The sequence below is a fragment of the Paenibacillus sp. FSL L8-0502 genome (assembly GCF_038593055.1).
GTDB classification, from domain to species: Bacteria; Bacillota; Bacilli; order Paenibacillales; family Paenibacillaceae; genus Paenibacillus; species Paenibacillus polymyxa_D.
On record NZ_CP151958.1, the window covers coordinates 3290768 to 3304998 of the forward strand.

The 14231-nt window shown below is 46.7% G+C and carries 9 protein-coding genes; all 9 read right to left on the reverse strand.

Annotated features, from left to right (window positions below):
• Positions 1-100: 100 nt before the first annotated feature.
• Positions 101-1939 carry an ABC transporter ATP-binding protein gene (locus NSQ57_RS14035; protein ID WP_029518157.1) on the reverse strand — a complete coding sequence of 613 codons (1839 nt, stop codon included), beginning with the start codon at positions 1937-1939 and terminating at the stop codon, positions 101-103.
• On the reverse strand, positions 1936-3711 hold the full coding sequence (locus NSQ57_RS14040; protein WP_029518158.1) for an ABC transporter ATP-binding protein: 1776 nt from the start codon (positions 3709-3711) through the stop codon (positions 1936-1938). Before NSQ57_RS14040 ends, NSQ57_RS14035 begins: the two co-directional genes overlap by 4 nt.
• Positions 3712-3974: 263 nt before the next feature.
• Complete coding sequence (locus tag NSQ57_RS14045; protein WP_342424952.1) at positions 3975-7625, reverse strand: dynamin family protein; 3651 nt, start codon at positions 7623-7625, stop codon at positions 3975-3977.
• Positions 7626-8106: 481 nt separating this feature from the next.
• Positions 8107-8379, reverse strand: a complete 273-nt coding sequence (locus NSQ57_RS14050) for a hypothetical protein (protein ID WP_013310628.1) — start codon at positions 8377-8379, stop codon at positions 8107-8109.
• A gap of 58 nt (positions 8380-8437) precedes the next feature.
• On the reverse strand, positions 8438-9112 hold the full coding sequence (nth, locus tag NSQ57_RS14055; RefSeq protein WP_069010658.1) for an endonuclease III: 675 nt from the start codon (positions 9110-9112) through the stop codon (positions 8438-8440).
• Between the two features lie 213 nt (positions 9113-9325).
• Positions 9326-9976, reverse strand: a complete 651-nt coding sequence (locus NSQ57_RS14060; protein ID WP_029514971.1) for a GerMN domain-containing protein — start codon at positions 9974-9976, stop codon at positions 9326-9328.
• Between the two features lie 45 nt (positions 9977-10021).
• Positions 10022-11521 (reverse strand): N-acetylmuramoyl-L-alanine amidase family protein, encoded by a 1500-nt coding sequence (locus tag NSQ57_RS14065; protein ID WP_318627185.1) that lies wholly within the window; start codon positions 11519-11521, stop codon positions 10022-10024.
• Positions 11522-11817: 296 nt separating this feature from the next.
• Positions 11818-13395: an N-acetylmuramoyl-L-alanine amidase gene (locus NSQ57_RS14070; RefSeq protein WP_318627184.1), complete on the reverse strand. Its 1578-nt coding sequence runs from the start codon at positions 13393-13395 to the stop codon at positions 11818-11820.
• Positions 13396-13627: 232 nt separating this feature from the next.
• On the reverse strand, positions 13628-14230 hold the full coding sequence (gene leuD / locus NSQ57_RS14075; protein ID WP_342424953.1) for a 3-isopropylmalate dehydratase small subunit: 603 nt from the start codon (positions 14228-14230) through the stop codon (positions 13628-13630).
• Between the last annotated feature and the right edge of the window lies 1 nt (position 14231).

A 14231-nucleotide genomic window follows, 5' to 3' on the forward strand; every position in this document is an offset into this window, starting at 1 on the left:
CTCTGATCTCTTTTCATCTTTATTTTCAGGGTTTAGCTCCAAGAATGCAATAGTGCTCGGCATTTAAATTTACAAAAAACGCGATTTTTTGATCTTTTTTTTACAAAAATCTGAACTGTGCTTCCACCAGCCCCCGATATATTCCATGTTTTTTCATCAATTGTTCATGATTACCACTTTCTTGGATTTCCCCATGATCCAGTACAACGATATGATCAGCATTTCGAATGGTAGACAAACGGTGAGCGACCATAAAAGAAGTTCTGCCTTCCAGTAAAACCTGAAGAGCCTCCTGAATTTTCAGCTCCGTTTCTGTATCAATACTGGCTGTGGCCTCATCCAGAATAAGAATTCGCGGATTAGCCAGCAAGGCACGAGCAAAGGATAAGAGCTGTCGCTGGCCCATGGACAGCATTCCCCCCCGCTCCTCTACTTCTGTTTCATAGCCAGCTGGCAAGTGAACAATGAATTCATGAGCATTGACCGCCTTCGCAGCCGCTTCAATTTCCTCATCCGTTGCATCCAAACGGCCAAATCGGATATTATCGCGTATCGTCCCCGAAAAAATAAATGTATCCTGAAGCACGATGCTAATCTGGCTTCGCAAGCTCTCCACCGTGACATCACGCACATCTTGACCGTCAATCGTAAGCCTCCCTGACGTAATGTCATAAAAACGGCTGAGCAGATTAATAATTGTACTTTTACCTGAGCCGGTGTGACCCACAAGCGCTATAGATTGACCCGCTTCGACGGAAAGACTAATACCTTTAAGCGCCTGACGTCCCTTCTCATATTCAAAAATGACCTTTTCAAATTGGATGTCACCCCGAATGGGTGGCAAGGCTTTTGCTCCCGGTTTGTTTGCAATATTCGGCTGTTCATCCATAAACTCAAAAATTCGTTCTGACGAAGCCATCGCAACCAGTAACTGATTATACATTTGGCCCAGCCGATTAATCGGCTCCCAAAAGTTCCCAACATAGTTGGCAAACGCAACCAGCAGCCCCACTGTAAGCTGATCTGTCTGAATTAAATGCGCTCCAAACCAGAATAGCACAAGCGTACCAAATCCTCCGGTAATATCAATAAGTGGGCCAAAAACCTGATTCATGGCAGAAGCCTTATCCCACGATTTTTTGCTAGAGCTGTTCATGTCGTCGAAATAAGCCATGTTTTCCTGCTCCTGCGTATACGCTTGTGTCACACGAATCCCCTGAATAGACTCATTCAAATGAGAGTTGATACGCGAGTTCTTCATACGCACTTCTTGCCAAGCGCGACGGATGCGAACGCGCAGCTTGGTCGAGATCAAAAACATGATCGGAACGGTCACAATTACTGCCAAACCGAGCTTCCAGTTAATAAGCAGCAAAATGACAATAATTCCGATAAGCTGTACGCAGTCAATCAGGACATTCACTGCACCGTTCGTAAAAAGATCCTGTAGCGAGTTAATGTCATTCGTCACGCGCACTAATACAGAACCTGCCGGTCTCTTATCAAAAAAGTTAAAGGATAGCTTTTGAATATGCTTGAACAAATCTTCACGCAAATCGTAAATAACCCGTTGACCGATAATATTGGTGAATTTAATGCGGTATGTGCTGGCTGCCCATTGAATTAAATATAACAAGAGCACGGCACCCGTGATGAGCAGCAGTAACTTTACGCTGGGTAATGCAGGCCATGCGGGAGCAATTGCCTTATCAATGGCCAGACTGATCAAATAAGGAACCGTCAGTTTGGTAATGGTACCAAGAATCATCATGACCAGAAGGATCGGCAGAATCTGACGGGCATAGGGCTTCATGTATGCCAGCAAACGTTTGAATTCTGACCAGTTAAACGGTTTATCAATGACATCATCATCTTGATAGACAAAGCGCTCATTCGTCGGTTTTTTTAACGGTTTGGCTTTTTCTGCGGGTATATTCATGGTCTCACCTGCCCTTCGGATACACCGTCTGGAGCCTGAGCTATGTAATCGGCGTATTGAATATGATACACATCCTGATATGGACCTGGAGTAGCAATAAGCTGTTCATGTGTTCCACGCTGGACGATTCGTCCTTCCTCAAGCACCACAATTTCATTGGCATGGCGAAGCGAAGAGATTCGATGAGCGATTATAAATGTTGTTCGACCACGCATAACCTCTTGAAAACCGGTCTGTATTTCATGCTCTGTTTCCATATCAACCGCACTGGTAGCATCATCCAGTACCAGAATTTTCGGATTTTTGAGTAGTGCGCGCGCGATGGCGATCCGTTGTTTCTGCCCTCCGGATAGTCCCAATCCACGTTCTCCAACGACAGTGTCATATCCCAGCGGTAGTTCAGTTATGAATTCATGCGCCTGAGCCAGTTTGGAAACGCGTATGATGTCATCCATACTGACATGGCTTAAACCATATGAAATATTATTACGTATAGAGGACGAAAACAAAAACGTCTCCTGAAACACAGAAGAAATTTGAGCACGCAAATCGCGAATCTTCAAGTGACGTATATCCTTGCCATCCAACTTGATACTTCCTGCATTCACATTATAAGCACGCATGAGTAATTGAATAATGGTAGACTTCCCTGACCCCGTTCCTCCTAAAATTCCAATGACTGATCCTGGCGGTGCGTCTAAATTAATGTCAACAACAGCAGGAAGCTTATTTCCGTAAGCAAAGGTAACATGTTCAAACGTAACATGTCCTTCCACCTGATCGGCATCGAGTGTAAGTGCTCCGGCTTCATCGGTTACATCTATGGACTGATTTAGCAGTTCCAAGACCCTTTCACCGGATGCTTTGGACTGCGTATAGTTATTGATATGAAAGCCAATGCTCCAGATGGGGCCGATAATATACCAAATTAAGCTAAAGAAAGCGACGAGCTGCCCCAAGGTCATTGACTTCTGAATGACCAGATACCCGCCCATGCCCAACAGAAGGACCACACTGACAGAAGCAATTAGTTCCATAGCAGGGAAGAACCGACTCCATAAGGAAGCAGCTTGAATTTGATTACTTTTGTATTGCTCATTACGTACTGAAAATTTCTCAACTTCATATGATTCGCGGGCAAAAGATTTGACGGTTCGCACACCTGTTATATTTTCTTGGACCGCTGTCGTCAAGGCGCTAAGGGCAATCCGCATTTCCTGAAAGGTGGGATGAATCCGGGATTCAAACTTGAATGTGACGAAGAGCAGCAATGGCATGCTGATCATCGTAATGAGGGTGAGCTGCCAGTTAATATACAGCATCATCATAGAGCCGAATACGACCATCAGTAGCACATTGAGTAGTTGGGCAAAACCAAACCCAATAAAGTTACGAATTGCCTCCAAATCACCAGTCAGTCGGGACATGAGATCACCCGTTTTGGCCGTGTCATAATATCTAAAGGACAAAAATTGCAGCTTTTCGTAACAAGCATTGCGGAGGCGGTATGCCAGGTAGTTACCTAGCCGTCCACCAAAAAAACCATGTAAAAATTGCATGAACCCTTTGATGATGACTACTCCCAGCACAGTCAGAGCCAGCGCCGGAACTTTCCCGAAGTCACCGGGGATGATAGCGTTATCAATAAGCCTTTGGAGCAGGTTCGGATACACCAGTCCCAGAGCCGTCGCTATCGCAAGGCATAAAATAGAAAGAAACAGATAGTGTCTCCTCTCGCGAAAAAAAACTTGCAGTTGCCTGAGCACTTCCATGTCAATGTCCCTCCATTAGTTGCACGACGTTGTTATATGGCTTAGTGAAGTTTACCATTCGCGTTCCAAGGCGGCAAAGAGGATAACGAGCCGTATTCAGGCAGGTTATCAATTGGTGGCTGATTAGACAAATTAAATCGCTTTCTTATTATTGAATGTGGCTATTTCCTCAGTATTGCTTTCTTTTTGGAGCATGCATAAAACACCGGGTTGTCCCACAACCCGGTGTCCTGATCTTTAATCATTGGTGAAAATATTTATCTTTACTCCAAAGCCGCAATCTTGCCAGCAAGTTCTTCCCAAACCTGTGGCTGCTCACCGCCCATAAGGGCATGCTCCATGCCACGAGTCGTCTCCAGCATTTGCTCTCGAAGCTGAGCTTTCTGCCACAATTGTTCCTCCTGCATCAGCGTAACGTAAAAAGCAGACATTCGTTCACGTTGCTGATCCACAGCTTCCCCGATTCGCTCGCGTAATATCGGCTCCAGTTTGGTTTGTAGATTCGCTCGACCAGTTCCTTCAAAAAATAGCTTTGGATTTTTAAAGCTATTCCAATAATCCTTCCAATGAATGGACTCCTGCAGGGAAATTTCCTTCAGCTCGGGAACAGCCCATTTTCTCGATTCAGGTATTGTGCAATCTAGTCCTGGCAACTGATGGTTCATGTGTTCTACGCACTGTTGTATAGCCTTGTGCACCAAAGTTTGTCCCGTTTTTTCCAGCTGGAGTGTGGTTGCCAGTAATTCCTGAGACAGCTCCAGTTCGATTAAACGCATCAGCTCACGACCACAAGATGCAAAAGCCGAACGAAGATCACCTACTCCTTCACGCAGAACAGATGGATGAAACGCCTCTGCCATAAATTCTCCAGTCCGATAGGACAGCCTTTGACGTACATGATACAGCAGTTCATCGGTCTCGCCCGATAACACAGATGCACCGTTGCTATCAGTCAGGCCTAGGAGCGTATGCTCCAATTCCCCACGGATGCGAGTTAATCGCTCTAATCGTATCTCCCGTTCTTCCACGCTATAGCGGGCATCGGCTGCATGTTGCTCTATGCGGTTCCGCAGCCGGGCCAGTTCCTGCATAGCCGAAGCGATGGACAAACCTGCCAGCTCTTCGGCTGCAAATGCCGAGAAATCATCTTCAAATGCATCAAAACGTGAAGCTGAACGCAGCGAAGCCTCTCCCTGTTCGGTAGCTTCCAACGCCAGCATACTGGAAAGCGGATAAATACGTGGTTTTCGGATTCCATTCGCCTGTAGTTGTTCCTGTACATGCCGGGTAACAGAATGCAGTTCTTCTTCAGAAGAAGCCAGATCTGATGCATTAACAATAAAAAACGTCTGATCCAGTGCCAAGGTCTCTTTGACTCGACCTAGTTGATTCAGGAACTGCCGGTCGCCTTGCGTAAACGCATGGTTATAATATGTGACAAATACAAGAGCATCCGCATGCTTCATATAGTTGAAGGTCACGCCTGTGTGCCGTGCATTCACAGAATCCGCTCCTGGCGTATCCACTAGCACGATGCCCTGACGGGTCAGAGCGCAATCATAATAAAGGTCAATATGCTCCACAAAGCATGATTTGTGCTCAGACGCGACAAAATCTCGATACTGCTCTAAATTCACCTGAAGCTGTTGTCCCAGCAAGCTTTCAGCTTCTTCCCATCCGGCTGCGGCAGCCTTTAAAAAACTATAATGAGGCCTGCCCGCAGGATGGATGCCTTCCGGAGATAAAGCATGAACGGCTTCTTGCCAGCCCGCTGCCTCTGGCTCTCCCAATCCTAATAACCGAAATGAGTATTTAAGATCTTCCCGCAACGCGTCCACTGATTTCATATGGACGTCAGCCGTGGCATGGCGCTCAGCACTTGCAGGCGCCATTATGCGGTTAATCGCCGCTGTCGTCGGATGCGGCGATACGGGCAACACAGCTTCACCCAACAAAGCGTTGGCGAAGCTGGATTTCCCAGCGCTGAACGCTCCGAACAGCGCCAGCGTAAACTGCCCGCCCTCCAGCGCAGCGGCGCGGGCATGTAAATCCCGTACCGCCGCTTGCATGGCAGGGTACGGACTTACGAGGGCAGCGGCAGCCTTCAATTGGGCCGCTGCTGCATCCAACCGCGTGCGGCGGCCTCCAGCGGCAGGCTGTGCTGCCGCCGTCCCTGCTAGCGGCTGTGCCGATGCGTTGCGCGGGCCAGCGATGCCAGGGCGCGCAACGCCCGTTGGCGCCGCAGCAGCGGCGGTATCGGACGCAGGTACAGGCGCGTCCGCACGGGGCAACCCGCTTGGCGCGGAAGCCTGCGGCAGCAAGCTGCGCAACAGGGTGGCATGCGAAGCCGAGGCCTGCACGCGGGTGCTGTAGCAGCCCGCCGCCTCTGCCTGCGCCAACAGCGCAGTGCGCTTCTCTGCGAGAGCCGCGCGGCGGGCTTTGGCTCGCACTGCTAGCTGGGCCAGCAGGCGGTCTAGCAGCGTCAGCGCCTTGCGGCGGCAATCGGCGGTCACAGCAGCGCGTAGGTCCTTGCAATAGTTTAACGTATACTCTGGCGACAACGCATTTTCCTTCACCGTCTGCTCTACCAGTTGCCGGTCTATCACAGGACGGATGCCATCCAGCTCCTGCTCCATCGCAGAGGTCCACAACCCCTGACCGTCACCCCAAGACCGCAGAAGCTCCCGTACATGAGGAAGCAATTGTCCCTCCACCTGATCAGTCAGCATTCCTGTCAGCCGTTCCAAACGGCTTTCCTTTTCTCGCTCAGTCTTTCCTCCTGCAAACCATAGTCCTGTTTTGAAGCCCGGCTTGCGGCTCTCTAAGTATTCGCCTGCGGCTTCACGTAGCTCCGCTGGCGTCAAATGTGCGTGTTCCAGTAGATGATCCAGCTCTTGACGCAGCCGTTTACGCTCCTGCTCCGGGAGCATCTTCCAGTGTTCGTCTTCTTGCTGCAAGGTTTTCTGCTCTATATCCAGCCGCAAAATGGCTTCTTCCCCACCCGCTTCTTTTAGCAGTGTGTTCAGTTCCTCTTCTTCAGCTGACTGCACAGTCTCTACATGTTGCTCTACCAAATGATGCATAGAGGACACTAAACTGTATGCCAAAAGCTCTGTTTTTCGCTCCAGCAATTTCGGAATCAGGTGCGTCAACTGTTTCCACTGGTTCCATGGATGATTCTGCTCCTTCAAGGAAGTAAAAAGGATGTCCGTATAATGAACTTGCCAGGCGTGAAAGCTAGTCTCCACCTCATTACGATAACGTGTAAATGAAAGCTCCCGCTCCCGGTGTTTATCGATTTGATTGATGATCAAATATAACGGCTTGCCCCAATCCGATAAACTTTTGGCAAAAGACAAATTATTTTCAGATTGGACATGGTTGTAATCCATTACATAAAAAACAATATCTGCCCAATGTAAAGCAGAATGTGTCGCCAGCGCATGTCCGTGGTCTGTGGAATCGACGCCGGGTGTATCCAGCAGCACTCCTCCGTTAGATAATATGGGAACATCCTCCCACAATTGAACCGATTCATAGGCTCCACCATTTTTACAATACTCAGCAAGCTCGGACAGGGAGGCTTCCATGCTTTCCGGCTCTGGATTTTCCGCTGTTTGGGCTGGATGAATGAGTGCTCTCGGACGTCCATAACGGATGGACACTACATTAGCGCTCGTAGGCACCGGTCCAGATGGCAGGACGGTTTTACCACACAGGCTGTTAATCAGGCTCGATTTACCCGCTGAAAAATGTCCACAAAAGGCAATGGTCAGCTCCTGCGCATATGCTTTTTCCAGCAGATCCCCTACCGCCTTCGCTCCCGCTTCATCCCCGGCTTTACGCAGTGTATTCTGTATCTGTTCTATCGTATCCAACCACTTTCCCGCATCCCCTGTAATCGTTTGCATCATAAGCTACGGTTCCACTCCTTATCACTTGTCTGCACCAAATAGCTATATTGTAGCATTCCTAAGCCATTGTGAGAATCATCACATCAAAAAAACTAAACAGCGCTCCCCGCCAGTACCTGGCTTTAGGGAACGCTGTTTTCGTACATGATAACAAAAAGTTCATTTTATTCTGTCCAAAACGGATCATTAGGAATAAGTATTTAGGCAACCGAATGCATTTATCAAAGCCCTCAAGGGACAACGACGAAGCAAGATATGTAAACAACGGGTGAGCCTGCTCATTACGTACATTCACCTTTTGGAACATGCGGAACGAGACACCATAATTCAGGGTACAAAATGTATGCACACTTCATTGGAAGAGGCTCTATCCACATCAGGATGGTCTGCAAGGTTCGTGTATATATGCGCCTTCGGGCTGGTTAAACCAGCCGAGCCGCCTATACCGGAACATGCAACGCATGTCGTCCGCTAATTGAACTTAATTGGCTGCAGTCTCAAGCACTGGCAGCAAAATTTCAAATACTTGACCATGCTGTAAAATCGTAATCCCACGGGATTTATCCTTCATTACGACCACTTCTGGCTTTTGTGACATACGCTCCAGATAATGCTCAGGTACATCACCGGAATGACTAACCGTGATTCCCTCAAGCTCGCGCTCTTCGTTTTCAGCAAATTCTGTTGTTACAATTTGCTCAAAAATATCAGAGAATGCTTCAAAATTGTCTGTATATACCGAAATGCACTTCATACTCTTCATCCTTTTCTACACATAAATGGTTAAACCCTCTTGTTACCTTTGTGGGTCTTTAAGCTCTACGTTCCTTATCTTTTCTGATAAGAGACGTTTTCATACGTTTCTTGCCTTCCCTGCATACATCAAGCAACGGACACACCTGACATTGAGGGTTTTGAGCTTTACAATGGTAGCGCCCGAAAAAAATGAGCCTGTGGTGGGTCAAAGACCATTCATCCCTAGGAACCCTCTTCATCAGCTTTTTTTCCACCTCAAGCACTGAATCATCCCACCCTGCAAAGCCGAGTCGTTTGGAAACGCGCTCTACATGCGTATCTACCGCAATAGCTGGTACATTAAAAGCAGTAGATACAACGACATTAGCCGTCTTGCGGCCAACACCGGGTAGCTTAACCAGTTGATCGTGCTCCGAAGGTATCTCTCCCCCGTACTGGTCTATTAAAATACGACAGAGGTTATGAATATGCTTGGCCTTGTTTCGGTACAAGCCGATTCTGCGAATATCCTGCTCCAGTTCCTCAAGAGGAACAGCTAGGTAATCCTCAGGTGAGTTGTATTTTTGAAACAGGTCTGCCGTTACTTTATTGACCATCTGATCGGAGCATTGAGCAGACAATAACACGGCGATCGTTAATTCAAAAGCATTGTCATGGTTCAACTCACAATGGGCATCCGGAAACATTGTACCGATGGTGTCCAATATATGACGTGCGGTTGCTGCATTCACGGAAATCCTACCTCCTACCAAAAAAAACGTCTTGATACGGGATAGCCCGCATCAAGACGGTCACTCTAAATAATCATCCGGAAAGAAACGAATACTATTTGTGCATGACTGCCTGCATAGGCGAGAAATACACTCCTATATTATCATTATCTGTCACAGATTGCACGTGAAAAGTGTGCAAATTCCCAAGAAATTTTCATACCGTCTGATCGGTTAGCGACTCATGGGATGATCCAAATCTACATGCCCCATTAAGGACTCTAGAGATTGACCATCTACGAGCAAATCTAGCGTTTTGACTTCCTTGAATTGGAACATTGTTTTCTTCAAGGCATCGATAGCCAATTCCTCGCCGCCAGCTCCCAATCGAGCCTCGTCCGGCAGGGAAATATCAAAAGTCAATGCACCGTTATCCAATTTGATCTTATGCACGGAAATTTTCTCGGACCACAACGGAATTAGAGCAGAATCCCCACTCTTTTGCAGAGCTTCAAACGCTTTTTGCAACTTTTCCAGCTCGCTTGGATAGGTAATTTCCTTTTTCTGTTCTTTCAAGCCGTTCTCTTGAGTATCCGTATAGTACACCGTAATCTGTTGTGTTTGTCGATCTCCTGAATTTTCCGTGTCCGTCTTGGTCTTTGTAGGCTCTGTTGACGGAGATGCAGGTGTTTGACTCGCCCCATTATTTTCAGCAGACTGAGCCGATGGATCAGGGGTCGTCTGTTCGGGTGTGCTATTTTGTGCATTAGAAGTTTGTGTTTCCTGAGATGGAGTCGCAGGAGCCGTTGTTTGCTTAGAGGCACACCCTGCACCTGCAATGGCAAACAGTGCCAGCAGACCTGCAATTACGATTTTCTTGTTCATATGTCCCCCTCCTTGCTTGACGTTGACAAGCGATTTGTTGAAGATTTATTTTACGTCGAGATACTCTGTGATTCCATCTGCAATCCCTTGAGCTACCCGGTTTTGAAAATCTTCATCAAACAGTGTGGCTTCCTCTTTTGCATTACTCAGATATCCTACTTCAAGCAATACGGCTGGCATAGTCGTTTCCCGAATTACATGGAAATTGCCATAACGAATGCCGCGGTCTGTTAGGCCCGTCGCAGGTGCAAAGTACTTGTGCATAACGTTGGCGAACGCTTTGCTTGCACTACGCTGGTAATACGTCTCTGTACCGTTGGAAGCTGAGCTACCGCTGCTGTTAGCATGAATGGACACGAACACGTTAGCATTAAGGTTTTCAGCTACTTTTACGCGCTGTTTAAGCTCCAAGAATGTATCATCACTGCGTGTCAGCACAACCTCAAGTTTGGGGTTCTGCTTTAATATGCTTTCTACTTTCAGAGCCATCGCTAAGTTGAAGGTCTTTTCATAGTTTTTTCTCGAAACACCAACTGCTCCAGAATCTTTTGCTCCATGACCAGCATCAATAACAACGACCTTTTTACCATTGCTGTTCGTTGGTGATGTCTGTGTGTCATCCGGCTGTGAGCCATCTGGTAACGTTGCGTCTGGCATGGTATTCACTGAATCTTTGGAAGCCAGATCGACGATAACACGATTCGAGCCATCATTATATGCGGTATAATTCATGGCATGTTTCAAATCAATAACAACGCGCACCGTTGAAGGTTCCTTTTGGAATAAAGCATAACGGATACCGGACACATCCGCTTCATTCTCAATGTCCAGCGAACCATTTAAGCTGCTATCCAGCTTTTGCTGGTCTCCGAAATTGTCAGCAAACGCAGTCGCTGGCAAATCCACCACTACCCGATCAGGGCCTGTCATCGTAAACGCTTTCGGCTTGACGGCACTGGCTGTTGCGATAGTTAAACGGTTTTGGCTGAAACTGATTCCCTGCACCTGTGTAACACCTGAGTTTGCATTATTCGTTGGTGCAGTTACACTTCCAGTACCTGTACTGTTATTTCCGGACTTGGGAGGTGTAAATTCCCCGTTTCCAGACCCGCTACTGCGGGTATATAATTTTACGGACTTGGAGCTGCTGTCCCATTTTACGTCCAGTCCCATTTGCTCGCCGATAAAACGAAGCGGTACAAGGGCATAATTGGAACGCAGCAGAGGCGAAGCATCCAGACTAATGTCGCTTCCATTGACAGTCGCCGTCTTACTTCCGATTATCATTCGGATCAAGGTACTGTCCTTCTCAATCGTTATGGTTCGCGCCTGCTGCTTCCATGTCACGTCATATCCCAAATTTTCAGAAATTACGCGTAGCGGGACCATTGTACTTCCGCCAATTACTTGTGCCTTAGCACCACTAGGGACACTTAACTGTTGATCGTCGAGATAGATTTGTGTTCCACTCGAAGCCGCATGTCCATAACCCGGAACCGCCCACATGAAGACAAATAATAACAACAAAAAACCAAATTTCTTCATTCGTCACCCTTCCATTCATAATTTTTTTGCCACATGCTCCGGTGCGGCGACCTGATATACGCGCTTATGTAATATCAGACAACCTTTTAGACGTTATCTCACACCAAAAGTTGCGAATATATTCCATCATAACAGAAATATACGTGCCAAAGAACTACTTTTGTCGAATTTTGACTAAAAATATAGATCATTTGCTTTCCGTCAAAAGTCACAGCCGAAAAAACTAAAAAAGCTACTTTTCACCCCCATGAATTTTCATTAATAAGGTGGAAAGTAGCTTTTATTGTAAACCTCACTTAGTTAAGTGGTTCCGTTGCTCCTGTGCCTGCTGTTCCGAGATACTCCTTCAACCCATCGACAATACCTTCAGCGATCTTCTCTTGTGTTTCTTCTGTGAACATGGCTGCTTCATTAGATATATTACTAAGGTAGCCACACTCCAGCAATACTGCAGGCATTTGTGATTTTCTCGTCACCACATGGTTTGCCACTTTAATGCCGTTATCCTTGAACTCGGTTGCTGCTACAAGATGCTTGTGCATGATCGTGGCCAGGCTCAAACTTTCCTGACGTGCATAATAGGTTTCTGACCCATTAGCTTTTCCGTTATTAGAAGCTGGCATACTGTTACCATGAATGGAAACAAACACGCTAGCCTGCTGATTATTAGCGAGCTGTGGTCGTTCATCCAGCGTGGGATACGTATCTCCATTACGAGTCAATATGATTTGAATATCGGGATCATTTTGCAGAAGCTGCTCGACCTTTAACGCTACCGCCAATGCAAATTCCTTTTCATGTCGCCCAGTCACACTACCTGCCCCAGGGTCCTTGCCACCATGTCCGGGATCAATTACGACGATTCGCCGTCCTTCGACATTCGTTGGTGTTACCACTGCTGAATTCACACTACGCTCACGCAATTGAAGGGTGATATCACCTAGGCCATTGGTTGAAAGATCGTAATCACGTGTCTGATTTAAAGCAATGACAATGCGTACGCCCCCATCTCGTCCATCTGCGGGAGCAAATCTAATTTCCTGCACATCCTCACTGTCACTATTCGTCAACGCCCGCGTGCCATCGGTGCGAATCGGGAACGGCTGAAGAAAATCAGTCGCCAGTGAAGCCCCGGGTAAATCTACAACAATACGATCATTCCCCGTCATTTTGGATACTTTAGGGGTAACATCTTTATTCAGAGAAATCTTTAACGTTTCACCCTCAAAAGTAATATTTTTTACAACCAACGCATTTGCTGCGGTCTGTTCTGTATTTTGCTGCTTGGTTGGTGAAGATGCAGCTTCAGTATGCTTATCTGCTTCAACTGGGTTTATTGTCGTCGCTGTTGCTGAAGACGTTTTATTGGTGCTTTTTGTACTCCGTGTTGACGTTTGCGACGATGGTTGGGATTGTGACTGTTTATTTGCTTGTTGAGTTGCAGCCTTTTGACTGAGATTTACGGATTTACTTTTATTATTCCAATCTACTTTTAGTCCCATTTGCTCCCCAACAAAACGTAATGGAACCATGGTTGAGCTGCCCCGAAGCACAGGAGGTGCATCCAGACTAACTGTTTTTCCATTCACATCAGCCGATGTACGGCCTACATACATAGACATATCGGTACTATTTTTTTGAATTGAGATTTTATAGGATTGTGGTTCCCACTTGAATTGATATCCAAGCTGCTCCCCAACCACCCTTAGCGGTACCATGATTTTTCCATTGACCATTTCAGGCTTGGCATCTGCAGGCGCTTCCACCCTTTTGCCATCTAAAAACAAATCTGCTCCAGCCGCGTTCACATGAGGGGAGGACGGCCACAACCAAATCAAGATAGCCGCTAGTATCACCCAACCATATTTCTTCATCCTCATTCCCCTAACTTATATATGTATTTTTTGGTGTTTCTCACAGACACAGTCCTTCAACCATTTTACATTTACAATACCATGCTGAGTCGAACCGTCAACCCCTTATTTTCCAATTTATTTTTTGAGCATGATAAAAGCCCGCAGGCAAAAGGATTGCCAGTACGGGCTTTCTGTCTAACAAATGAGCAAGCTATATGGCTTCGTATTGAACCTAAACTGGGAATTATGATTATGCGCCTTGTTTCGCAGCGCGTCTTTGTTCATACGCCAGAATTTCAGATTCATACTGGAGTGTCAGTCCAATATCGTCCAAGCCTTGCAGCAGGAACTGACGGCGATGTTCATCCAGATCGAATTCAATTTTCAGACCATAGTCGTCTGTGATTGTTTTTTCATTCAGGTCTACGTTCAGTTGGTAGTTATCATGCTGCGCCGTACGCTGGAACAATTCCTCTACTTGCTCTTCAGACAGCTTGATCGGCAATATACCGTTTTTAAAACAGTTATTATAGAAGATATCTGCAAAAGACGGAGCAATTACGCAACGAAACCCATAGTCCATAATCGCCCACGGTGCATGCTCACGTGAGGAGCCACAGCCAAAGTTAGCGCGAGAGATCAGCACAGACGCCCCTGCATAACGAGGCTTGTTCGGTTCAAATTCAGGATTGATATTGCCTTCTTCATCAAACCGCCACTCGTAGAACAGAAACTGTCCAAAGCCCGTACGCTCAATTCGTTTCAAAAACTGCTTAGGAATAATAGCGTCTGTGTCCACGTTCACCCGATCCACAGGTGCTACAATTCCTTTTAATGTTGTAAAAGCTTGCATC

Excerpts from the sequence above, each read along its gene's own strand:
- leuD (WP_342424953.1), bottom strand. The coding sequence starts at position 14,230 with ATGCAAGCTTTTACAACATTAAAAGGAATTGTAGCACCTGTGGATCGG.
- NSQ57_RS14045 (WP_342424952.1), bottom strand. The coding sequence starts at position 7,625 with ATGATGCAAACGATTACAGGGGATGCGGGAAAGTGGTTGGATACGATA.
- NSQ57_RS14070 (WP_318627184.1), bottom strand. The coding sequence starts at position 13,395 with ATGAAGAAATATGGTTGGGTGATACTAGCGGCTATCTTGATTTGGTTG.
- NSQ57_RS14060 (WP_029514971.1), bottom strand. The coding sequence starts at position 9,976 with ATGAACAAGAAAATCGTAATTGCAGGTCTGCTGGCACTGTTTGCCATT.
- NSQ57_RS14035 (WP_029518157.1), bottom strand. The coding sequence starts at position 1,939 with ATGAATATACCCGCAGAAAAAGCCAAACCGTTAAAAAAACCGACGAAT.
- NSQ57_RS14040 (WP_029518158.1), bottom strand. The coding sequence starts at position 3,711 with ATGGAAGTGCTCAGGCAACTGCAAGTTTTTTTTCGCGAGAGGAGACAC.
- NSQ57_RS14065 (WP_318627185.1), bottom strand. The coding sequence starts at position 11,521 with ATGAAGAAATTTGGTTTTTTGTTGTTATTATTTGTCTTCATGTGGGCG.
- NSQ57_RS14050 (WP_013310628.1), bottom strand. The coding sequence starts at position 8,379 with ATGAAGTGCATTTCGGTATATACAGACAATTTTGAAGCATTCTCTGAT.